The sequence below is a fragment of the Massilia niabensis genome, assembly GCF_042655085.1.
In the GTDB taxonomy this organism is placed as follows: domain Bacteria; phylum Pseudomonadota; class Gammaproteobacteria; order Burkholderiales; family Burkholderiaceae_D; genus Telluria; species Telluria niabensis.
On sequence record NZ_JBHSMU010000004.1, the window covers coordinates 67,797 to 90,789 of the forward strand.

Annotated in this window: 19 protein-coding genes; 4 read left to right on the plus strand and 15 right to left on the minus strand. The window is 66.0% G+C overall.

The genetic code is table 11. The features are described 5' to 3' along the window. Positions 1–57 precede the first annotated feature (57 nt). From ACFPN5_RS02945 to ACFPN5_RS02955, 3 genes are read left to right on the plus strand one after another with little or no spacing between them, the layout of a single operon-like run. Positions 58–951, plus strand: coding sequence for a LysR family transcriptional regulator (locus ACFPN5_RS02945; RefSeq protein ID WP_379779947.1), 894 nt, complete (start codon positions 58–60; stop codon positions 949–951). Between the two features lie 34 nt (positions 952–985). Further along, on the plus strand, positions 986–1,735 hold the full coding sequence (locus tag ACFPN5_RS02950; protein ID WP_379779949.1) for an electron transfer flavoprotein subunit beta/FixA family protein: 750 nt from the start codon (positions 986–988) through the stop codon (positions 1,733–1,735). A gap of 43 nt (positions 1,736–1,778) precedes the next feature. After that, positions 1,779–2,726 carry an electron transfer flavoprotein subunit alpha/FixB family protein gene (locus tag ACFPN5_RS02955; protein WP_379780910.1) on the plus strand — a complete coding sequence of 316 codons (948 nt, stop codon included), beginning with the start codon at positions 1,779–1,781 and terminating at the stop codon, positions 2,724–2,726. A gap of 129 nt (positions 2,727–2,855) precedes the next feature. On the opposite strand, the gene ACFPN5_RS02960 is transcribed toward ACFPN5_RS02955, so the two are convergent. From ACFPN5_RS02960 to ACFPN5_RS03000, 9 genes are all read right to left on the minus strand, one after another. Then, positions 2,856–5,708 (minus strand): TonB-dependent receptor, encoded by a 2,853-nt coding sequence (locus tag ACFPN5_RS02960; protein ID WP_379779951.1) that lies wholly within the window; start codon positions 5,706–5,708, stop codon positions 2,856–2,858. A 116-nt stretch (positions 5,709–5,824) separates the two neighbouring features. After that, entirely contained in the window at positions 5,825–6,787 is a 963-nt protein-coding gene (locus ACFPN5_RS02965) for a carbohydrate kinase family protein (RefSeq protein WP_379779953.1), read from the minus strand. Beyond that, on the minus strand, positions 6,784–7,899 hold the full coding sequence (locus ACFPN5_RS02970; RefSeq protein ID WP_379779955.1) for an ABC transporter ATP-binding protein: 1,116 nt from the start codon (positions 7,897–7,899) through the stop codon (positions 6,784–6,786). The genes ACFPN5_RS02965 and ACFPN5_RS02970 overlap by 4 nt, the downstream gene beginning before the upstream one ends. A 1-nt stretch (position 7,900) precedes the next feature. Beyond that, on the minus strand, positions 7,901–10,333 hold the full coding sequence (locus ACFPN5_RS02975; RefSeq protein WP_379779957.1) for a GH32 C-terminal domain-containing protein: 2,433 nt from the start codon (positions 10,331–10,333) through the stop codon (positions 7,901–7,903). Positions 10,334–10,389: 56 nt separating this feature from the next. Continuing rightward, positions 10,390–11,364, minus strand: a complete 975-nt coding sequence (locus ACFPN5_RS02980; RefSeq protein WP_379779959.1) for a family 43 glycosylhydrolase — start codon at positions 11,362–11,364, stop codon at positions 10,390–10,392. A gap of 17 nt (positions 11,365–11,381) precedes the next feature. Then, on the minus strand, positions 11,382–12,278 hold the full coding sequence (locus ACFPN5_RS02985) for a carbohydrate ABC transporter permease (protein ID WP_379779961.1): 897 nt from the start codon (positions 12,276–12,278) through the stop codon (positions 11,382–11,384). Then, on the minus strand, positions 12,275–13,345 hold the full coding sequence (locus tag ACFPN5_RS02990) for a carbohydrate ABC transporter permease (RefSeq protein ID WP_379779963.1): 1,071 nt from the start codon (positions 13,343–13,345) through the stop codon (positions 12,275–12,277). The genes ACFPN5_RS02985 and ACFPN5_RS02990 overlap by 4 nt, the downstream gene beginning before the upstream one ends. Further along, the gene (locus ACFPN5_RS02995) at positions 13,342–14,619 is read right to left on the minus strand and encodes an extracellular solute-binding protein (protein WP_379779965.1); all 1,278 of its coding nucleotides are present in this window, start codon (positions 14,617–14,619) and stop codon (positions 13,342–13,344) included. Before ACFPN5_RS02995 ends, ACFPN5_RS02990 begins: the two co-directional genes overlap by 4 nt. Beyond that, complete coding sequence (locus ACFPN5_RS03000) at positions 14,616–15,641, minus strand: LacI family DNA-binding transcriptional regulator (protein WP_379779967.1); 1,026 nt, start codon at positions 15,639–15,641, stop codon at positions 14,616–14,618. Before ACFPN5_RS03000 ends, ACFPN5_RS02995 begins: the two co-directional genes overlap by 4 nt. A 437-nt stretch (positions 15,642–16,078) precedes the next feature. Here ACFPN5_RS03000 and ACFPN5_RS03005 point away from each other — a divergent pair, with 437 nt between their 5' ends. Continuing rightward, positions 16,079–17,407: an alpha-amylase family glycosyl hydrolase gene (locus tag ACFPN5_RS03005; protein ID WP_379779969.1), complete on the plus strand. Its 1,329-nt coding sequence runs from the start codon at positions 16,079–16,081 to the stop codon at positions 17,405–17,407. Between the two features lie 17 nt (positions 17,408–17,424). Here the strand turns inward: ACFPN5_RS03005 and ACFPN5_RS03010 are convergent, their stop codons facing one another. The 6 genes from ACFPN5_RS03010 to ACFPN5_RS03035 form a co-directional block, all read right to left on the minus strand. Further along, a complete protein-coding gene (locus ACFPN5_RS03010) occupies positions 17,425–18,201 on the minus strand; it encodes an ATP-binding cassette domain-containing protein (protein WP_379779971.1) in 777 nt (258 codons plus the stop codon). A gap of 10 nt (positions 18,202–18,211) precedes the next feature. Further along, positions 18,212–19,015 carry an aliphatic sulfonate ABC transporter permease SsuC gene (ssuC, locus tag ACFPN5_RS03015; protein WP_379779973.1) on the minus strand — a complete coding sequence of 268 codons (804 nt, stop codon included), beginning with the start codon at positions 19,013–19,015 and terminating at the stop codon, positions 18,212–18,214. Then, positions 19,016–20,167: an FMNH2-dependent alkanesulfonate monooxygenase gene (ssuD, locus tag ACFPN5_RS03020; protein WP_379779975.1), complete on the minus strand. Its 1,152-nt coding sequence runs from the start codon at positions 20,165–20,167 to the stop codon at positions 19,016–19,018. It lies immediately after the preceding gene. Between the two features lie 11 nt (positions 20,168–20,178). Beyond that, the gene (locus tag ACFPN5_RS03025; protein WP_379779977.1) at positions 20,179–21,162 is read right to left on the minus strand and encodes a sulfonate ABC transporter substrate-binding protein; all 984 of its coding nucleotides are present in this window, start codon (positions 21,160–21,162) and stop codon (positions 20,179–20,181) included. Between the two features lie 29 nt (positions 21,163–21,191). Further along, on the minus strand, positions 21,192–21,770 hold the full coding sequence (gene ssuE, locus ACFPN5_RS03030) for an NADPH-dependent FMN reductase (protein WP_379779979.1): 579 nt from the start codon (positions 21,768–21,770) through the stop codon (positions 21,192–21,194). A gap of 176 nt (positions 21,771–21,946) precedes the next feature. Next, positions 21,947–22,162, minus strand: coding sequence for a hypothetical protein (locus tag ACFPN5_RS03035; protein ID WP_379779981.1), 216 nt, complete (start codon positions 22,160–22,162; stop codon positions 21,947–21,949). Between the last annotated feature and the right edge of the window lie 831 nt (positions 22,163–22,993).

Genomic DNA, 22,993 nt, shown 5'->3' on the forward strand with positions numbered 1-22,993 from the left:
CGCAGCCCTTGCACCATCGCGTTTTGCCGTGCCACCGACCAGGATTGCTGATTCAGTATGGAAATTACTCAGATACGCCACTTCGTGCGCATCGCCGAAACCGGCAGTTATATCAAGGCCGCCGACCTGCTCGACATCGGCCAGTCCACGTTGAGCCGCCAGGTGCGTGCGCTCGAAGTGGAGCTGCGCGCCAGCCTGTTCTACCGCCACGGTCGCGGCGTCCTGCTGACCGAGGCCGGCAAGAAATTCCTCGAATACGCCCGCGGGGTGCTGCACTTGATGGATGCGGCGGCGATCGCCGTGCGCGACTCGGAATCGGCCTATGCCGGTCAACTGGTGATCGGCATGGCGCCCAGCATCGGGCGCGCCTGCATCCCGGTACTGTTGCCGCAGTTGACGCAACTCTTCCCGCGCGCGTCGATCAGCGTCGTCGAAGGCCTGTCGGGCGCGCTGTATGACGCGGTCCTGCTGGGCCAGCTGGATTTCGCGCTCGTGTACAACCCGGCGGCATCGCCGAACATCAAGATCACGCCGATCGTCTCGGAGCCCCTGTACCTGATCGGCCCGCACCCGGTCGGCGCCGACGCAGCCTGCGTCACGCTGGCCGAGGTCGCAGCCCTGCCGCTCATCCTGCCACACGGGAACCACTCGGTCCGGGTGGCCGTCGAGTCGGCCGCGGCGCGCCTGGGACTGGGCGTCAATGTCAGGCTGCAGGTCGATGCGGCGCACCCGACCATGGAACTGGTCGCACAGGGCATGGGCTACTCGATCATGCCGCGGCTGGTGGAGCGGGAATCCCACCTGCCGGCGCTGTCGTGGCAAAAAATTGGCGCCCCTGTGCTGGAAACGACGCTCAGCATGGTGCTGCCGACGCAGCAGCCGAGCAATCCCCTGGTCGCTGCGGCGGCCGAGGTCGCCCGTACCGCCTTGGGCACCTTGTTGGCCGACTAGCCCCGATATCACTTATTACGAGGAAGGCAACACAATGAAAGTCCTGGTTCCAGTCAAACGCGTCGTCGACTACAACGTCAAGGTCCGCGTCAAATCCGACGGCACGGGCATGGATATCGCCAACGCGAAGATGTCGATGAACCCTTTCGATGAAATCGCGGTGGAAGAAGCCGTCCGCTTGAAGGAGGCCGGCGCGGTCAGCGAGATCGTGGCCGTCTCGTGTGGCGTCGCCCAGTGCCAGGAGACCTTGCGCACCGCGCTGGCGATCGGGGCGGACCGCGCCATCCTGGTCGAAACTGCCGAAGCGCTCGAGCCGCTGGCCGTGGCCAAGCTGCTGGAGGCGCTGGCCGAGCGCGAGCAGCCGCAGCTGGTCATCCTCGGCAAGCAGGCGATCGACGACGATTGCAACCAGACGGGCCAGATGCTTGCCGCCCTGCTGGGCTGGGGGCAGGCCACCTTTGCGTCCGGGGTGACGCTCGCCAATGGCAAGGCCACCGTCACGCGCGAAGTCGACGGGGGCCTGGAGACCCTGGCTGTGGCGCTGCCTGCGGTGGTCACGACCGACCTGCGCCTGAACGAGCCGCGCTACGTCACGCTGCCCAACATCATGAAGGCCAAAAAGAAGCCGCTCGAGACGTTCCGTCCGGATGATCTCGGGGTGAACGTCGCACCGCGGCTGGTGACGCTGCGCGTCGCCGAACCGCCACGCCGCTCCGCCGGCACGATGGTCAAGGATGTGGCCGAACTGGTCGACCGGCTGCGCAACGAAGCCAAAGTCATCTGACCCACCAACGATACCGAAAAAGGAAGAGGACACCATGGCAGCACTGGTAGCACTGGTTATAGCGGAGCATGACAATGCCCAGCTCAAGAGCAGCACCCTCAACACGGTCACGGCGGCGGCGCGCTGCAGCGGCGAAGTCCACGTGCTGGTGGCGGGACACGGCGCCGCGGCTGTTGCGACAGCCGCGGCCGGGATCGCGGGCGTGACGCGCGTGCTGCTCGCCGAGGCGCCGCACCTGGCCGACGGCCTGGCGGAAAACGTCGCCGAACAGGTGCGCCTGCTGGCATGGGACTACAGCCACATCCTCGCGCCAGCGACCGCCTACGGCAAGAACATCCTGCCGCGCGTGGCCGCCCTGCTCGATGTGGCGCAGGTCTCGGAGATCACCGGCGTGATCTCCCCGGATACGTTCGAGCGCCCGATCTACGCCGGCAACGCGATCGCGACGGTGCAGTCGTCGGACCGCATCAAGGTCCTGACCGTGCGCAGCACGGGCTTCGACGCGGCGCCTGTCGGCGAGAGCCTCGCTCCCATCGACAGCATTCCCGCAGCAGCCGACGCCGGCACTTCGGCGTTCGTGACGCGCGAGCTGGCCACGTCCAGCCGCCCGGAACTGACGGCCGCCAGGGTCATCGTGTCGGGCGGCCGGGGCCTGGGATCGGCCGAGAATTTCAAGCTCCTGGAACCCTTGGCCGACAGGCTCGGCGCCGCCATGGGCGCTTCTCGCGCCGCGGTGGACGCCGGCTACGTGCCGAACGACTGGCAGGTCGGGCAGACCGGCAAGGTGGTCGCACCGACGCTCTATATCGCAGTCGGTATTTCCGGCGCGATCCAGCACCTGGCCGGCATGAAGGACTCGAAGACCATCGTCGCCATCAACAAGGACCCGGAGGCGCCGATCTTCGCGGTGGCCGACTACGGCATCGTCGGCGACCTGTTCGAGATCGTGCCGCAGCTGGCCGCGGCACTCGATGGGGTGCAAGGCGGATGATCACGCTCCAGCATTGCATGAGCGCGCTCCTTTCGCCCATGCGGCTGCCGGCCTGGCGGCCGGGAACTCCCGCTACGACTCACTGCGCGGGCCGATTGCGAGCGGCCCGCGGCAACGAACCACGCCTGACTAGAACCGATAAGTCAGGCTCGCGCGGATCGTGCGGCCGAACAGCGGCCGGGCCACCCCGCGGTTACGCGTCCCATCCGGCGACAACAGGTCGGCGAACAGCGGATCGCCTTCCGTGAACGTCAGATCATTGCCCACGTTCGCTACATGCACCTGTGCCGTGAGGCGCGAGGACACTTCGTACTGCGCACCGAGATTGATGACGTGATAGGACGGCAGCAGCGTCACGTTGGTGTCGCTCGCTTCGGAGAAGCGCGATCCGGTGTACTGATATTGGCCATAGATCGTCAGCGGCACGCCGGTGGCAGCGCGCAGGTCATACGAGGGCGTGAAGTTGGCCATGAACTTGGCCAGGCGCCGCGGCCGGCGTCCGTCTTCGCTCACCTGGACGTAATGGTAGCCCGTGATCACACCCTGCGCTGTCTTGTCTTCCTGCGTGATGGTGTAGTCCGCTCCGTGGACCTTTGGCTGCTGGGCCAGGAAGCTGCCCTTCAGTTCCAGCCCCTCGATGGCACCCGGCCGATAGCTCAGTTCCACTTCGGCGCCGAAGTTCTCGACGCCGCGCTTGTACAGCTGCGCCACCTCCGGGCACGAGTTGATCTGGATGACGCCGCCGAGCGCACCACACTGCGTCGACTCGATGTCCCTGTACACATTCACGGCGCTGCGGGGCGAGAACTTGTTGTAGAACACCGCCACCGATGCCCCGACACCTCGGGCCTGGTAGCGCATCCCGCCTTCGTACTGGCGGATGCGTTCGACTGCATCGATCTCGACCGGCTGGCCGCCCACGACTTGCGTACCGGCCGAGGCCAGGTCGATCAGGTCGCCCACGCCCGGCATGCGGAAGGCACTCGATGCCAGCGCGTACACGGCCAGCGGCTTGCTGATGGCGTAGTTGGCGCCGATCGACCAGCCAAGGGCATGAAATTTCTTGTTCAAGGGGCGCGCCTGGGCGGGGAAAAAGATTTCGTTATCCGCCGTCGTATCCTGGCTTGATCCCACGACCACGTTGGCCGGGGTCAGGTCCGTCGCGGTGTCGCGGTTGCGGCGTACGACGTTCGCATCGAGGTGCTGCCAGCGTACGCCGGCATCGATCCGAAGGCGCTTTTGCAGCGTTTCCCAGTGGTCAAGCAGGTAGACCGCCTTGCCTTCGCCCCTGAAGCGGCTGTCATGGCCGCCCCAGCCCGGCAGGATGGCGCCGTCATAGGTCAGCGAGGGGCCTACCTGCCTGCCCGCGGCATCGACGGCGGTCAGGTCGGCGAGGCGCCCCCGGTTCGCGCTTTCCCCGACCAGCAGCGAATTCTGCAGGTTGAGGTCAAAGCGGTAGCGGCTGCCGTAGACGCCGAAAGTCAGGTCGTGCTTGCCGGCGGCCATGAAGCTTTTCTGCGCCTGCAGGTCGAGGATGTCGCTGCGGGCATCCATCCGGGCGATGAAAGGAATCAGGAAGTTCATGTAGGCGCCGGGGGCCACGGCCGAGCCATCATTGCGCCAGTGCCCGGCCACCCCGGTTGCCTTCGCATAATTTTTGACGAAATCCTTACGGCTGATGTTGGCGAAGGCGGAGCAGGCGCCGCTGGCGGGAACATTGAAATAGCCGATCAGCTTCGCGTTGCCGAGGTTGCAGCCCAGCGCTGCGCCATGCGCGGGCGAGATCACGTCGTTCTGGTAGCGCGCATTCAGGAAGTTCGCTGCCGTGGCCGTATCGTTCCCGGTGAAGACGGAATTGAATCCGTTGGTGCCCCCGGTATGGCGCAGGCCGGCCGACAGGCGCAGGCCGGAGTTGAATTCATGGCTGACCTTCGCCGTCAGCATCCTGAAGTTGGGGTGCAGGCCGTCGGCCTGGTCGATCTCGCGGCTGCCGTATTCGCCGAGCATGGTGAAACGGCGGTTGTAGGGCGAGGCGACCGAACCATGCGCGAAATCGATCCCGAGCGGCTCGATCGTGTCCTGGTTCAAAACCGTCGGGTTCGATGGCGTGCCGCTGCCCGAGATCCGGGGCACCGAAATCGGCAGGTTCTGGTAGAACGCAGTCCGGTCGTTGAGGTAGTGTCCATCGATGCGGGCCGTGGTGCGCCGGTCGTCGCTGGTGAACACCAGGTTGCCGCGCAGCTGGCCGCCACGGTCGGCCGTATAGCCGGTGTCGCGGATACCGTCGCTGCGGCGGTAGAAACCGCCAATGGCGCCGGTCAGGTTCGCATTGATCGGACCGGAGACGAACGCGTCGTGGCGCCAGAAACCATAATCCGCGTACTCGATCTTGTAGCCGCCTGCGAGTTCCTTGCCGCCGGTGCGCGTGATGTGGTTGACGGTGGCGCCCAGGCCGTTCGAATACAGGATCCCGCCTGGCCCGCCCTTGACTGCTTCCACGGTCTCGGTCATCAGGTCGTCGCGTACCAGCACGTCGTTGTTCATGAACGGCGTATCCGGCTCTTCGAAGGCCGGCAGGCCGTCGATCAGCTGCGGCGAATAACGGAAGCCGCCGGCCACCGGCAGGCCGCGCACCGTGATGTTGTTGCCCGCTTCCCCCGCTGTGCTGCCCTCGGCATAGATGCCCGGCAGGTTCCCCAGCAGGTCGGCGGTGCTCATCGGCGCCAGGCGCGCAATCTCCTCCGAGCTCAGGGTATTGATCGAGAACGTGGCGTTCTTCTTGCTCGTCGTCTGGGTGACGCCGGTAACGATGACGACCGCCGTGCCGTCCTCGGCGGTCTGGTCCGCAGTGACGGCCGGGGCCGGGGCCTGCGCCAGCCGGGGTGCGGCTGCAGCCTGTTGCTGCGCGAAGGCGAGCGCCGGCACCAGGCCGATGACGAGGGCGGCCGAACAGCCGATGTAACGTGAGATTGCGTATGGCATCAGATTAGTCTCCAGTGTGGATATCGTTGATTCACTCATTTCACTACCGGTCTTGCCCCGATGACTATCGTTGTCATTCCAGGGCAGAGGCCGCTTTGCAGCAAGGTCCAGGTTCTTTATTTCGTGCTATTCGGCGCCGGATGCAGCGCGGCCGTCACTTCGTCCAGATAAGGCAGGTCGGCGCCTGTGCGCGAGCAGGTAATGGCGGCGGCGCGCGCGGCGAACCGCAAGGCTTCCTCCAGCGCGCCGCACCCGATCCCCTCGACCGCCCCGCGGGTCAGGTAGCCGCCGCGCTGCAGCCAGGCCAGCAAGCCGGCCTGGAAGGTGTCGCCGGCACCGACCGTATCGACCACCGCAACCGCTATGGCCGGCAGCTCCAGCGCCGGCAGGGCCCGGGTGGCCGCAACGACGCCCTGTTCGCCGCGCGTCACGACCACCAGTGCCACGCCCGCCCCCAGGGCCCGCTCGATGAAAGCGGCGACGGACAGCGACGGATAGAGGGCGTGGATGTCCTCTTCGCTCACCTTCAGCACATCGCTGCGTTCGAGCATCCACTGCAGCGTGTCGCGCCAGAGCCCGACGCGCGGCTCGATGGTCAGCCGCACGTTCGGGTCGTACACGACCAGGCTGCGTCCGCGCTGGCGTTCGACGAGCGCGCGCAGGGTGGATGCGACTGGCTCGACCACCATGCAATAGGAGCCGACATGAACCGCCTGCACGTCGGCCGGCACCTGCCGGAGGTCGGCTTCGTCCACCCTGCGTTCCGCGGTGCCGCTGCCATAGAAGGTGTACCGGGGCACGCCGCGGTCATCGACGCTGACCAGGACCAGCGCTGTGGGTGCCTCTGGCCGCGGGGCCACCGACATGTCGACGCCTTCGGCCTGCAGCGCCGCATGCAGTTTGCGGCCGAACACATCGTGCGACAGTCCGCCGAAGAACTGCACTTTCCCACCCAGGCGCGCCAGCCCGATCGCCAGGTTGAAGGGCGAACCGCCCTGGCGCGCCGACAGCTCGACTCCCGCTGCCGCCTCCGCACCCGGGAACACATCGAATAAAGCTTCACCACAGACGACGATCATGCAACCTCCGAGATGCCATTGCGTTGAATGCCGGTCGCGGCCGGCGGCTGGGGATCGATACGGGCTCCGTCCGGCCCGAATACGTGCAGCATTCCTTCGACCGGATTGACCGCCCACAGACTTCCGTCCGCAGGCGGCTCGGCCTTGATCGAGACCACGAGCGGCCTGGACAGGCCTTCCACCTCGAGGTGCACGTGCGACTCGGCGCCGAGCCGTTCGACCAGTGCAACGGTGCCGTGGATCGCGCCGTCCGGATCCGGAACCAGGTGCTCCGGGCGGATCCCGACCGTTACCGCCTGGCCGCACGCCGCCGCGTTGTTCCAGTCGAGCGCGACTCCTCCCAGCGACAGGGCGCCGCGCCCGTCAATGCTGCCGTCGGCCAGGTTCATTTTCGGCATGCCGATGAAACCGGCCACGAACACGTTCGCCGGCCGCTCATACAGCGCCATCGGCGCGCCGATTTGCTGCACACCGGACGGTCCGAGCACCACGATGCGGTCGGCCAGCGTCATGGCTTCGACCTGGTCATGGGTCACATAGACCATCGTCGCACCAAGCTGCTTGTGCAGGCGGGCGATCTCGACCCGCATGTCGGCGCGCAAGGCGGCGTCCAGGTTCGACAGCGGCTCGTCGAACAGGAAAGCGCGGGGTTTGCGAACGATGGCGCGGCCGATGGCGACACGCTGGCGCTGTCCGCCCGAGAGCTGCGGCGGGCGGCGTTCCAGCAGATGCTCGAGCTGGAGCATTTTGGCGACCGACTGCACGGCCGGACGGATGTCGGCCTTGGGCACGCGCGCGAGGCGCAGGCTGAAGGCGATGTTCTCGAACACGCTCATGTGCGCATACAGGGCATAGTTCTGGAACACCATCGACAGTCCCCGCTTCGCGGGTGGAGTCTCGTTGACGCGTTCGCCATCGATGCGGATCTCGCCGGAGCTGATCTCTTCCAGTCCCGCGATCATGCGCAGCACGGTCGACTTTCCGCAGCCCGACGGCCCGACCAGCACGACGAATTCGCCATCGCCGATCGAGAACTCGATATCCTTCAGGATGTGGGTGGCGCTCTTGCCGGGGTAGGTTTTGCCGACACCGGTCAGCGTAATGGATGCCATATCAAAGTCCTTTTGCAGCAGCGCTGGTCGAAGCGGAGGGTGCGCCGGCGCTCTGCGCCGGCACTACCGGCTTGCCGTTCGACGCCCCCATGCGCCACACCTTGAGCCTGACCACACGATCGGCTGGCGCAGCAATGAGCGCCAGGCCGGTCGCGTCGAGCCGCGTCGGGAAAACCCGGCTGGTCAGGCTCTTGCGTTCGTTGAGATAAGCCTCGACCATCGAGCGGTCCAGGAACAGGCGCAGGCGCAGGTTCTCGCTACCGAGGTCAAAGTTCCCGCCCTGTATGCCCCGCGAGCGCTGGTCCGGGTCCAGGGTCGTATGTTCGCGGTCGATCTCGAAGCGCTTGCGCGCCGGGTCGATCACCAGGTCGGTGTGCTCGGCATTGTCCGGCGTCCTGCGCACAACCAGCCCGCGCCGGCGCTTGTCGCCCCCCGCCGGCGCCAGTTCGAGCTCGACCTCCAGCAGGTCGCCGCCGATGCCGCGCAGGCGCTGCGCCGCAAGCGCCGGGGTGACGTTATTCAGGTCAAGCAGCAACTCCTGGCGCAGGCTCTTGAGCTCGTCGATCGGCGCCAGGCGCAGGCCCCCGTCGGCGCCCAGTTTCAGCTCGATCGGCAGGCCGGCATTGTGCGCCCATCCGCTGTCCCATTCGCCCTGCGCGGTGCGTTCGCCCTGGGCGATGGAAAAGACAACCGTGCGTCCCGTCTTCGGGTCCACGAACCCGCTCGGCCCCGAGAAATGGCCTTCGCCCAGGTCGAAGGTGCGCGGCGCTTCGCTGTCGGGAACGAAGCGCGCGCTCGCAGGGTCGAACACGCCGGTCCAGTACCAGGCCTGCGCCTTGACGTCGACGAGGAACACGTGGCGCGGACGGCCATCCCTGCCCTTCCCGATCGGCAGCAGCACCGGCAGCTCGAAGGTACGATCGAAGCCCGGATAGTTGGCGGCGTCGATCGTAAACAAGGGGCCGCGGTAGCGCCAGTGGAGCAGGTCGGCGGACTCGTAGACCAGGGCCGTTCCGCTGCGGCCCGGCACCTGGGAGGCAACCAGCTGGAACCAGCGATCACCCTTCTCGTCGCGGAACACGAACGGGTCGCGGAAGTCGCCAGTCTTCCCGGCGCCGGGCTGCTGCACGGTCACCGGAACAGGGTGCTTTTCCCATTTCAGCATATCTTGGTCGCCGGGGTCCTTCGGCAGTGCGAGGCCGGTACGCTCACGGATAGTGGCGGAATCGTTCCCGGCAGTGAAGAACAGGACCGGGGTACCGTCTTTCTTGTAGGCCGCGCTGCCGGACCAGATACCGTCCGGCGCCAGGTTATCGTCCTCCGGCGCCAGCGCCATCGGCACTTCGCGCCAGCGTACCATGTCCGGGCTGACCCAGTGACCCCAGTGGATCTGGTGCCAGAACGGACCAAACGGGTTCTTCTGGAAGAACAGGTGGTACTGGCCCTTGTGGAAGTAAGGAGCATGCGGCTCGTTCATCCAGCCGGAATCGGGCATCGCGTGATATTGCGGGCGATGGCGGTCGCCGTCGAACACGGATGGATCGATGGTGATGTCGGCCCGGGTCAGTTGCGGCGGCGCGCCGCCGCGCGCGGCCAGGTCTTCGCGCATGCGGCGCGCAACAGCGGCTGCGTCGGCGGCGCCGGCGCCGATGCGGACCTCGTCCATCAGGCCGAGGAAGGTATTGAGCTTGAACACGCCCGCTACCAGGCGCGGCTGCGAATGGCGGCCGATCGTCAGTGCACCTTGCGGCAGCGCGAACGTGCCGGTGGCAGGGCCGGCGCCCTGCGCGACCTGTACGCCGTTGAGGAACAGCCGCACCTGCCGGCTGCGCGGCTCATAGCTCGCGGCTACGTGCGACCAGGTGTCCTTCGGCAGCTTGCGGTCCTTGACGCGCAGGTCGAATTCCGCGCCGCCAAAGCCGAGCTTGATGCCCCAGGTACCGAATCGGTACATGCCGAACGAGAAGCCGGCCTTGCTCGCTTCGTCGTACTGGCTCACGAAGCCGGAATACTGGCCGCCGTCACCCCATTCGAAGGCATGCGGCGCTACCCAGGCGGTGACAGTCCAGCCGGAGGCGGCCTGCGCTGCGTTCAGGCCCGGCGCCGTGATGTCGGTCGAGTAGCCGTCGAACAGCAGGCAGCCGCCCTTGATGCACGGAGCCGCCGAACGCCACAGTGGATCGGAGTTCGGCTTGTAGCGTGCGCGATTGAAGACGAAATTGACGGGATCGCGCCGGCCCGAGACGGCCTCGCGCGCCTGGCTGCCGCGTCCCTCGTCAAGCGCCCAGGCCGCGATATCCGCGCCAGCTGGCGCGGCGCCGGCCGATTGGGGCGCCAGCAAGGCCGCGACGGCCAGCGCCGTCGACGACAGCGCGGCGACCGCTCCGCGGCCTTGATGCTGCGCCCGGCGGCTCCTCTGCTCGATGGTATTCATGGTGTCTCCTCGTTATCCCGCTCGATGTGGCGGCTAGATGTTGTCTAACGTTGTCATTACTGGCCTGACGACGCGTCCAACCGGTAGCGGCCGTCCTCCAGGTGCAGCGGGATCGGGTCGCTGATCTGGCCGACGAACTGGCCGTCCTTCCCGGTATCGAGGAAAGCCATCAAACAGTCCTTGCCGGTTTGCGGGTCGTGCAGGATTTTTCCGGCATAGCGGCGGCATGGCACCGAACCGTCGAGGAAGCCTTCGGCCGGCTGCCACGGACCCAGCGGATGGTCCGCCACCAGGTAATGCGTGCCCGAAACGCCGCCTTCATGGCTGGCGCGCTGCGCTTCCGACCAGTGCTCGCGGATATTGCAGAATGTGCAGAACCACTGCCCGTCGCGTTCGAACACCTGCGGTACTTCGAGCTGGCCGTAGTGGCCGCCTTCATAGACAGGCGCGGCCGCTTCCCAGTGCACCAGGTCGGGCGAGGTGGCGTGGCCGATGACGCCGCGCTCGTACTTTGGACCATCCTTGCGGCGCGCGGTGAAGAACATGTGGTACACGCCGTCGATCTTTTCCGGCAGCACCCATGGGTCGCGCAGTGCGCGGTCATGCCAGCGTCCTTCGGCATGCTCCTCGTAGAAACGCTCGTCGAGGTCGAGCGCCAGGCCATCGCCGACGCGGGTCCAGGGTCCGTCGATGCTGTTCGAGGTCGCGTGGCCGATGCGCTGGCGCATGCCGTTCTCGACGCGGCTGGTGCCCGTATAAAACAGGTGGTAGCTGCCCTCGGCCTTGATCACCGAACCGGTCCAGGTCGTGAAATCGTCCCACGCCGGTTCCTGTGCCGGCTGGAACACGGTGCCGCGGTAGTCCCAGTTGCGCAGGTCGCGCGAGACGGCATGGCCGACCGACACGTTCCAGTGGCGCAGGTCCGGGTTGCCGATCGCCCGGTCGGCCTGCAGCACGAACAGGTGCTGTTCTTCCCCTTCCGCGTAATGCCAGAAGTCCCAGATGTATTTGTCGTCGAGTTTAAGTGTCATGGTTGAGAACGCAAGAGTTAGCCTTTGATGCCGGAACCCGCGACCGAGGCAACGAATTGCCGCTGGAAAGCGAGGAACACCGCAAGCACGGGAAGGGTGACCACCGAGGCATACGCCATGATCTGACCCCAGGAATTGGAACGGCCGAAGAATTGCTGGATGCCTGGCTGCACCGGGCGCGCCGCCTCGCCCTGCACCACCATGATCGGCCACAGGTACTGGTTCCACGCGGCGATGAACAGCACGATCGCGGCAGTCGCGATCACCGGACGGCTGTTGGGCAGGATGATGCGGAAGAACAGCGCCCAGGGCCCTGCACCGTCCATCTTCGCCGCCTCGTCCAGCTCCGGCGGGATATCGCGGAAGAACTGGTAGAACAGGAAGACGCAGAAGGCGTTTGCAAGAAACGGAATGACCTGGACGTGCAGGCTGTTGAACCAGCCGATGTGCCAAGCGAAGTGCCAAGTGCCTGCGCCCTGCTCGATGCCCGGCCACGGCAGCCTCGCCACCAGCGTCAGCAGGGGGATGGCGATCACTTCGAACGGGATGACCATCATCGCCACCACCACCGACAGCACCGCTCCCCGGCCGCGCCAGCGCATGCGGCTCAACGAAAAGGCGAGCATGCTGTTGACCAGCACGCCGCCGACCACCACCAGCAGCGCGATGATGGTCGAGTTAAGCAGGAACAGCGGCAGGTTGCTGCGCTCGAAAATGGACGCGTAGTTCGCCACCGACCACGTCGCATCCGGGACGTAGGCCGACAAGCTGGTGAGGTTGGCGAAGATCGCATCGTCGTGCTTGAAGGACGACGCGAACATGAAGAGCAGCGGCGTCGCGAACACCAGGCCGAGCACGCACATGACGATGAACAGCGGCGCGCGCAGGAGCGCCTTGCGGAAGAACGGATTCATTTGTCTGCGCCTTTCGATGCAAGGAAGCGCTGCAGTGCCGACACCAGCAGCACGATGCCGAAGAAGACCAGCGTGATGGTCGAGCCATAACCGATGTCCTGCTGCTTGAAGCCGCTGCGTACCGCGTGGTACACCACCGTGGATGTCGAGTCGAGAGGACCGCCTGCAGTCATCACGTCGACCTGGGTGAACAATCCGAACGCCATCAGCATGGTCGACACCATCACGAAAACGATGGTGTTGCGCAGGCCCGGCAGGGTAACGTGCACGAAACGCTGCCAGGCATTCGCGCCCATCAATGTCGCCGCCTCGTATTGCTCGGACGAGATCGACTGCAGCCCGGCCAGGAACACCAGCATCTGGAAGCCCGCCCCCTGCCAGGCCGACATGATCGCAATCGCCGGCAGCGCGTAGCTGCTCTCGCCCAGCCAGTCCGGCCCCGTGTTCGGGTCGCCGGTCAGGGTGCGCAGCAGCTCGTTGATCATGCCGCGGTCGGTGTTGAGCATGAATGACCAGACAATCGAGGCCACGACCATCGAGGTCACGACCGGCGCGAAGTAGACAGTGCGGAAGAAGATGCGTCCCGCCATGCGCTGGTTGACCAGCAGCGCCAGCCCAAGCGCCACGCCGCATTGCAGCGGCAGCACGAGCAGCGCGAACAGGAAGGTGTTGATGAGCGAGCGGTAGAACAGTGGATCGGTCCCCGCCAGTACGACCCGGCGCTCGCCAAACTGGAATTGCCAGGCCGGCCGGAAGCCCGCCAGTTCGGGCCTGTCCAGGCGTGTCTGGCGCCAGGTGGGAAAGCGCATGCCGTCCTCGTCGCGCAGGACGGCACCGGCCGCATCACGCAGCGGTTCGACGGTCACCACCTGGAGCGTCAGCAGGCGTTTGTAGTTGTCCAGCCCGACGTAGCGGGTCGGTTCGGGCGAGACCAGCCGGTGATTGGTCAGCGTGGCTGCCGCCGCCAACAACAGCGGCAGCACGATGAAGGTCGCGAACAGCAGGAGCGCCGGGCCGGCGAAACCGCCGACGGCAAACGGGCTGTCCCGGCCAAGTAGGGTTTTCATTTGCTTGCCACCGCTTTTGGTTTGGTGAATCCATAGCCGTTATTGCGCGCGATGTCGTACTCGATCGCCTCGACCGCCTCGTCCATTGCCTCCGCCGGCTCTTTACCTGCGCGCAGGTCCCCCATCGCTTTCTCGAACGCCGCCGAGATTGCCGGATAGGCCGGCGTCGCCGGACGCGGCTGCGCGTAGCGGGCGGCGAAGTCGAAGTAGATGCGTCCCTTGCCGCCCGGGCGGTAGTAGTCGGTCAGGGCCGCCGCCGCCGCGCTGACCGGGACCAGGCCGGTCAGGCGCGACATCTCCGCCATTTCCCTGTCTGACAGCAGGTGCGAGAGGAAAGCGGCGGCGCCGGCTGGATGCCGGCAACTGCGCGAGACCGCCCACTGCCAGGAAGCCGCCCCAGCCTGCGGTCCATGGCCGAAGTCGGGCGGCGGCATCACCACGAGATCGTCGCCGAAGCGCTCGGCATATTCGCGTGCCTTCCACGACCCGGTGTACTGGATGAGCGAGCGGCCCTGCTCGAAGCCCTTCTCGTCGGCCGGATTGCGCTCGGCCAGCCTGTCCTTGAACAGGCGCGCGTAATAGCGCGCCACGCCCAGCGCCTCGGCGCTATTGAGCACGCCGTCGACGCGCAGGTAGTCGCCGCGGTCAATCAGGTCCGCCCCGGCACTCTGCAGCCAGGGAGAGAAGGCATAGCTGACCCATTCGCCCTTGGCCTTGCCGTTCAGGTCGAGCGGATAGCGATAGCGGCCCGTGCGCTTCACGGTGAGGAGGATGTCGTGCAGTTCCCGGGCCGAATACGGCTGTTCGACGGTGGCGGCGCGCACGCCCGCGGCCGCCAGCGCCGAGCGCCTTGCGAACAGGGCGAGCACGACATCGAACTGGCCGACGCTGTAGAGCCGTCCGCGATAGGTGCCGCGCCCACCGGGCAGCAGCGGTTTCACAACCGACGCCGGCAGCAGGTCGTCGAGCGGACGGATGTTCCCGGCCCAGGCGAAGTTCGGCACAGCCGGCTGGTCGATCGTCATGATGCAGGGGAGCTGGCCGACCAGGGAGGCAGCCGTGATCGATTCGGTGTAGGAACCTTGCGGAATCGCCTCGACCACAATCCGCCACTTGTCCTGGGCGCGGTTGAAACGCTCCACCATGTTGCGGCTCGCCGCCATCTCGGCGTCGCCCGTATCGTGGCGCCAGGCCTTGATCTCGACCGGCGCGGCCACGCCTGGTCCGGCCAGCATGGCCAGCATGGCCAGCGCAGGGAGGGTTGCGCGCTTCATCGCCTGGCGCCCTTCCCTGTTCGCGGCGCGGTCACGGTACCGCGCATCACAGCCCGGCATGGCACCCGCAGGATGCCCGGCTCCTGGATGGCGCCGAATGCCTGGCGCGCCGCGAGTTCGCCGATCTCGCGATATGGCAGGGCGACGGTCGTGAGACCCGGATCCAGCGCTTCCGAAATGAGGCGAAAATCGTCGAAGCCGACCACGGAAACGTCCTCGGGCACGCGCAGTCCGCGTCGCTGGAGGATGAAGATGACGCGCATGGCCATTTTGTCGTTGCCGCACAGGATGGCGGTCGGACAATCGGCAGTCGCGAACAGGCGCTCGATCGTGTCCTTCAGTTGCGAGAATTCGTCGTCCGCTGGCGTCGCCCCGTACAGCATCCAGGCTTCGTCAGGCCGGACACCATGTTCCGCCATGGCGCGCCGAAACCCGCGCATGCGCTGCCCGGTGGCGACCATGTCTTCGATCAGTTGCAGAAAGGCGATTTTGCTGTGCCCGGCCTGCAGTACTGCCTGCGCGGCCTCGTAGCCTCCGCCCTCGTCGTCCGGCACCACCTGGGTGAAACGCGGCGACGCCTCGAAACAGTTGGCCAGCACGGCGGGTGTCTGCCCGAGCATCCCGTTCAGGGTCACTTCGCGGTGGAACGGGGTAGCGAAGATGATCGCCTCGACCCGCCGGGTGCGCATGTCGCTGACCAGCCGGTTGGCAATGCTGGCCTGCCCGCCGGTTTCGCCAATGATCAGCATCTTGCCCATCGATTCGCAGACGGACTGGATACCCTTGATGATTTCCGACGAATCCGGCGTCGTGGTCAGCTTTTCCGCGATCACTGCCACCAGGTCGGTCGGGCGTCCGCGCAGCATCTGGGCCGCAGCGGACGGCGCGAAGTCGAGTACCTGCATCGCCTGCTCGATGCGCAGGCGCGTTTTCTCGGACACGCTGTTGGCGTCGTTGAGCACGCGTGAAACGGTCTTGATCGATACGCCTGCCTTTTCGGCGACGTCGTGAATTGTGGACACCTTGTCTCCTCTGGCCATACGGCCACACGCACTGATCAATCCAGTCACGACCCAAGCCGCGCACCAAATTGTCCATCGTTGTCATTTTGGATGATGCTATCCACTTTTCAGGCCGTGGTCAACCGGGAAATAGACAAAAAGCGAGCAACTTCAGTCACATTCGGCCATCGGTCCTGGTACGAAACCTTTATCAGGAGCGATCGCGGTGGTCGCTGTCGAGGACGCCTGCCGGTGCCGCCGAGCGCGACTGCGGTAGCGGTACTACCTCCACTGAGGCACATCATCCCGATAAATTACCCGTGTCACCGGATGGATGTACCTAAACTACACAAAGATCTTGTCAGCCCGTCAAAAACTTTAGTAAGCTGGATCGACAAGCATCGCCGGGCCCATTCACGGCCGGCCCTCTTTACATCAGTCAGACAACAAGGATATCCATGAGACACGCCGCCCGCTCCCTGTCGATTCTGGGCTTCGCCCTGTGCGCTGCTTTGGCCCCGCTGCACGCTTCCGCTCAACAAGCGCAAGCTGCCGCGGCCGAACACGTTGCCTGGTCACGCAATGCGAACATCTACGAAGTCAACATTCGGCAGTACACGAAAGAAGGCACGATCAATGCCTTCGCGGCCCACCTGCCGCGCCTGCGCAAGATGGGAGTGGACATCCTCTGGCTGATGCCGGTACAGCCGATCGGGGAAAAGAACCGCAAGGGCCCGCTCGGCAGCTACTACGCGGTGCGCGACTACACGGCGGTCAATCCCGAGTTCGGCACGATGGACGATTTCAAGCGCCTGGTGAAACAGGCGCATGGCCTGGGCATGTACGTCATCCTCGACTGGGTCGCCAACCACACCGCCTTCGACAACCCGTGGACAGTCGAGCACAAGGACTGGTACCTGAAGAACGACAAGGGCGAGATCTATCCGGTTACGTATACCGAAGGCGCCGAGCCCGAGTACTGGACCGACGTGACCGGCCTGGACTGGAAGCAGCCCGGCCTGTGGAAGGGGATGAGCGAGGCGATGGCGTTCTGGGTGCGCGAGACCGGCATCGACGGCTTCCGCGCCGACGTGGCGGCCAAGGTACCGACCGCGTTCTGGGAACAGACCCGCGCGGCACTCGACAAGATCAAGCCGGTCTTCATGCTGGCCGAGGCCTGGCAACCGGAACTGCACAGCGCCTTCGACATGAGCTATGGCTGGGACACCCTCGGCATCTTCAAGGACATCGCCAAGGGCAAAAGCGATGCGCGCGCACTGCGCGCTTTCCTCGAGCAGCCGCCGGTGGCCTATCCGGCGCACGCCTACCGCATGCGCTTTACCAGCAACCACGACGAAAACTCCTGGCACGGCAGCGACGCCGAGCACTATGGGCCGGCATTCAAGGCCATGGCGGTGCTGGCGGCCACGCTGCCGGGCATGCCCCTGATCTACGGCGGCCAGGAAGGCGGTTTCGACAAGCGGCTGGAATTCTTCAAGAAGGACCCGATCGAGTGGAAGAATTATCCTTACGCTTCCTTCTATGCGGGCCTGCTCAAGCTCAAGCACGACAACCGGGCACTGTGGAATGGCCAGTACGGCGGACCGGTGACGGTGCTCGAGACCGGCAACGACAAGGTATTCGCTTTCCGGCGCGAGAAGGAAGGCAATGTGGTGGCGGTCGCCGTCAACCTGACCGGGGCGCCCCAGCAGTACACGCTGCCGGGCAGCACTGCCAAGCGCAGCCTGAAGGCCTGGGATTACCGGATCGACGCGCCGAAGAAGTGAGCGATGCCGGACGCGGCCTACAGGTCGCCCTGCCCCCCGTCGCTTGACGTATGGAGCACGCTTGCCAGCAGCTTGCCCTCCAGTGCGGCAAAGGCCGCACTGCCGCGCTGGCGCGGGCGGGGGAGGTTGACACTGAGGTCGCAAGCGATCCGCCCTTCCTCGATCACGAGAACCCGGTCCGCCAGGATCAGCGCCTCCTGGACATCGTGGGTAACCAGCACGGCGCTGAAGCCCTGGCGCTGCCACAGCGATTCGATCAGTTGCTGCATGCCGATGCGGGTCAGCGCGTCCAGCGCGCCCAGGGGTTCGTCGAGCAGCAGCAGGCCGGGCGCATGGACCAGGGCGCGCGCCAGGGCCACCCGCTGGCGCTGGCCGCCGGACAGGACCGATGGCCACTCCCCGGCGCGCTCGGCCAGGCCGACCTGCCCGAGCGCCGCCAGCGCGGCCTCGCGCCCGACCCCGCCGAGTGCGACATTCTCGAGCACGCTCTTCCAGGGCAGCAGGCGTGCTTCCTGGAACATCAGCCGCAACGCGTCGGCGCGCCCTGCCCCGTCGATCGCCACGCTGCCGCCATCGGCCCGTTCCAGCCCGGCGATCAGGCGCAGGAGGGTACTCTTGCCGCAGCCGCTGCGCCCGACGAGGGCGACGAATTCGCCCGGCGCGATGGAGAGGTCGATGCCGGCCAGGACCGTGCGTGGCCCGTAGGCCTTGGTCAGCGCGCGCAGCTCGACGGCGGCGACTTGCGCGCTGGTTGCGGCTGCGACGCGCCGTGTTTCTTCGGTATTGATATGCATGGTGTCCTCGTCAGCGGTAGGCCGGGTTCCAGCGCAGGAAACGGCGCTCGAGCAGGCGCGCGGCCAGGTCGGCCGCCTTGCCCAGCAGGGCGTACAGCAGGATGCCGACCAGTACGACGTCGGTCTGCAGGAATTCGCGCGCATTCATGGTCATGTAGCCGATGCCCGATTGCGCCGAAATGGTTTCGGCCACGATCAGCAGCACCCAGACCAGGCCGAGCGAAAACCGGATCCCGACCAGGATCGAGGGCAAGGCCGCCGGCAGGATGACATCGCGGTGCAGCGCCCAGCCGGACAGCCCATAGCTGCGCGCCATTTCGATCAGGCCCTGGTCGGCCGAGCGGATGCCGTGGAAGGTATTCAGGTAGACCGGGAAGAACACGCCGACAGCCAGCAGGAACAGCTTGGCGGTCTCGTCGATGCCGAACCACAGGATCACCAGCGGGATCAGGGCCAGCGCCGGGATGTTGCGGATCATCTGCAGGGTCGTGTCCAGCAGGGTCTCGGCGCGGCGCGAACTGCCGTTCAGCAAGCCGAGCAGCAGCCCTGCCCCCGCGCCGATCGCAAAGCCGGCCCCGGCACGCCACAGGCTGGTGCACAGGTGCGACCAGAGTTCGCCCGATACCGCCAGCGACCAGAATGCGCTCAAGACCGCCGCCGGCTCCGGCAGGATGCGGCTGGACAGCCAGCCGCTTTGCGCCGCCACCTGCCACCCCAGCACCAGCAGGGCCGGCAGGGCCCAGGGCGCCAGCAGTGTCCGGGTCTGGCGCCGCGCGGGCCGTGCAGGCCCCTCCAGGAGTGCGCCGGCCGCCATTCAGGCCGCCTTCTTCGGCACGATGTCGCTGGCCATCATTTCACCGAACGGCCCGGTCAGCGATTGCTCGCCCTTCTCTTTTCCCTTGCCAAGCAGGGGAAATACGAGCTCGGCGAAGCGGTAGGACTCTTCCAGGTGCGGATAGCCGGACAGGATGAAGGTGTCGATACCCAGGTCGCTGTATTCGCGCATGCGCGCGGCCACCGTTTCCGGATCGCCCACCAGGGCCGTGCCGGCGCCGCCGCGCACCAGGCCGACGCCGGCCCACAGGTTCGGCGACACCTCGAGCTTGTCGCGCCGCCCCCCATGCAAGGCCGCCATGCGCTGCTGGCCGACCGAATCCATCTTCGCAAATGCGGCCTGGGCCTTGGCGATGACATCGTCGTCCAGGTGGCTGATGAGTTCATCGGCGGCGCGCCAGGCCTCCTCGTTTGTTTCGCGCACGATGACGTGCAGGCGGATGCCGAAGCGCAGCGTGCGTCCGTGTTTGGCCGCGCGCGCGCGGATGTCGGCCAGCTTCTCGGCCACCGCGGCCGGCGGCTCGCCCCAGGTGAGATACACATCCATCTGCTCGGCCGCCAGTTCGTGCGCCGGCTCGGACGAGCCGCCGAAGTACAGCGGCGGATGGGGCTTCTGCAGCGGTGGGTACAGGGTCTTTGCCCCCTTCACCTGGATGTGCTTGCCGTCGAAATCGTAGCCTGCCGCCCCGCCCTCGCCAGCCAGGCTGGCACGCCAGACACGGATGAACTCATCCGAGATCTCGTAGCGCGCCGCATGGTCCGCAAACAGGCCATCGGCTTCGAGTTCGCCCTGGTCGCCGCCGGTCACGACATTGATCAGCAGGCGGCCGTTCGACAGGCGGTCGAAGGTGGCGGCCTGGCGCACCGCCAGGCCCGGCGTCGACAGGCCGGGACGAATCGCGACCAGGAATTTCAGATTGCGCGTGGCGCCAATCAGCGAGGCGGCGGCGATCCAGGGATCTTCGCAGGAGCGGCCGGTGGGCAGCAGCACGCCCTCGTAACCGAGCGTGTCGGCGGCGACGGCGACCTGGCGCAGGTAGTCGGCGTCGACCGTGCGCGCACCTTTCGTGGTGCCGAGATAGCGGCTGTCGCCATGGGTGGGGAGGAACCAGAAGACCTTGGGAGTGGACATGGTGTTTTCCATCAGAGCGAGGCGGCCAGGGATACGGCCGGCAGGGCCTCGGCCACGACGATCGGTTTCGGGATCAGTTTCAGGCCGTGGAAGGCATCGGCGATGCGCTGCTGCTCGCGCACGACTTCCGGCGAGATCTTCTTCACGCCATAGGTATAGCGGCGCGCCGCCAGCTCGACGACATTGCGCGGCAGGCCGGTCTGCACCGAGAGGATCTGTATGACTTCCGTCAGGTTGGCGCGGCCCCAGTCGTCGACCCTGGCGATCTCCTCGAGCAGGATGCGGGTCATGCCCGGCTGCCCTTCGGCGAAGCTGCGCGCGGCGAGATAGAACTGGTGGTTCGATACCAGGCCGCGCCCATCGGCCAGCACGCGCGCGCCCAGCTGCTGTTCGGCGGCGGCCAGGAAGGGATCCCAGATCACCCAGGCGTCGACGCTGCCGCGCTCGAACGCGGCCCTGGCGTCCGCCGGCGGCAGGTAGATCGGCTGGATCTGGCTCCAGGAAATACCGGCCTTTTCCAGCGCCCGGACCAGCAGGAAGTGCACGTTCGAGCCCTTGTTCAGCGCGATCTTCTTGCCGCGCAGGTCCGCCAGGGATCGCAGGGTCGAGCCTTTCGGCACCACGATCGCTTCGCTCGACGGCGAGGCAGGCTCGTGGCCGACATACACCAGGCGCGCCCCGGCGGCCTGGGCGAAGATCGGCGGCGCCTCGCCGACGGTGCCGAAATCGATGCTGCCGACGTTCAGGCCTTCGAGCAGCACGGGTCCCGCCGGGAACTCGGTCCACTTGACGGCGATGTTTTGCGCAGCCAGGCGCTTTTCCAGCGTGCCACGCCCCTTGAGCAGGGTCAGGGTGCCATATTTCTGGTAGCCGATCCGGATCTCCGCTGGCGGCTGGGCGGGTGCGATGCCGGGCAGGCCGGCAGCGACTCCGGCGGCGAGCAGGCCGAGGGTCCGGCGGCGGCCGGGGCGCGATGGGTGATGGTCAACTTGCATGGGGCTCTCTTTTTAGAATTGGATTGTGTTCAGGCGGCCAGCGCTGCGGCTTCAGCCCGCGGTGCGGTGGCGCGCAGCTCGATGGCATGCAACTCGAAGGCAAGTTGCTCGACGCCCTGGGCCACGCGCGCGGCAATCGCCGGCGCCAGCGCCAGGCTGCCGTCGGCCTGGCGCTCGAGCTGGCCGGAGGTGGCGTAGATGCTCGGCAGGATCGAGCGCGGCGTCATTGAAGCGAGCACCGGACGCAGCGCGTAGTCGAGCGACAGCATGTGCGACTGGCTGCCTCCGGTGGCCAGCGGCAGCACCAGCTTGCCGGCCAGGCCATCCTGCGGCAGCAGGTCGAGCACGGCTTTCAGAAGGCCGCTGTAGGCGGCCTTGTAGACGGGCGTCGCCACCACCAGGGCATCGGCCGCTGCGATCTGTGCAAGCACGCGTGCGATGCCGGGTTCGCCGCAGTCGGCGGAAAGCAAGGCATGCGGATCGAGTTCGCGCGCCTCGATGCGCGTGACGCGGCGGCCATGGCGCGCCAGTTTCTCGCCCACATGCTGCAGCAGGCGCGAAGTCGACGAGTGCGGCGAGGGGCTTCCGCCAAGCAATACGATGCTCATAATATTGTCCGTTCGATAAAAGATGAGTACAGCCTAGAGCATGCCGCTCCGAAACGACACGAATCGTTTTGCACATCCATATGCGGCTGGCGTTTTAAGGTTTCGCGCATATCGATGTCCGGATTCCTTCGTTCACGCTGGCCGATCGGCGATGCACACTGCTTGCTATTTACTGATCAAGGCCAGTCCCCGACGCCCCTGCATCCCCCGATCCGCTGGACATCGCCATGCAGTTGGCCGGGCGTTTGGCCGCCAGCGCCGTCGAGCGTGATCGCGTTGGCGGCGGGAATGAATGCCGCAGGATGCGCCCGGCAGGCAAGGACACGGCTTCGAATATTATTCACACAAGCAATGAGGACGATCAAACCGGCAACGATCTTTAATTGCAGCAACTCACCTCCGCTGACAGACTCTGCACATCGAGATTCCCGGTGTTCTCGATAAATCCAGCAGCGCTAGGCTATCGCGAGGAGGAGCTCCATGAAAGCAGGTCCAGCCAGCCCGACAAATGCCGGTTTCGACTACGGATTCACTGCTTGCGTGTGTACTTTGCTGGGCTGGACTCTTCTCGAGTCCTGGTTATGGAACGTAGGCGCGAGCTTCGGGACGCACGTCGTATTCGCACTGCCGGGGCTTTCCCTGGGCGGACTGTCTGCCTATTACTACCGGCGGTGGCAGCGGAATATTCGGCGAGACGCCTTTCAAGACCACTTGGCACCCGGCGAGGGAACGCCTGGCTTCACGACGCGTGATACAGGGTGGGCCCTGTTGCTTTTCGGCGCAGGGGGTATCTTAGGAATGTTCATCCTCGCCGCGTCGACCTTTTTCCTCGGTGTGGTCGCCGCCTGCATGCTGTTCGTTCCATGGTCGCGTGTATCCTTCTACAGGCGTAGGATGGCCACGTCCTGTGTCATCCCTTGCCTCGGCGCCGCAGCAATCCTGGCAGTCGGGAACCATGCGATCGTCCCGATATTCCTGCCGCTTTCTTCGTGGGTCCTCTGGTCCTGTGCATGTGCGGCAGTCCTTCTCCAGGCAAACCAGACGCGGCAAGGAAAACAAGCGACTGTCGCCAACGCTCCAGAGACCACGCCGAAATGAGGCGCTGGCCGGCTGCTGCCAATGCAGCTCATCCCGGCCAGATGCGCAAACACGCTGTCATTTTCGGCGTTGAGCAACTACTCCATCCTTGCTTGCCAAATCGCAATTTCGGGAGCGCTTGTCTC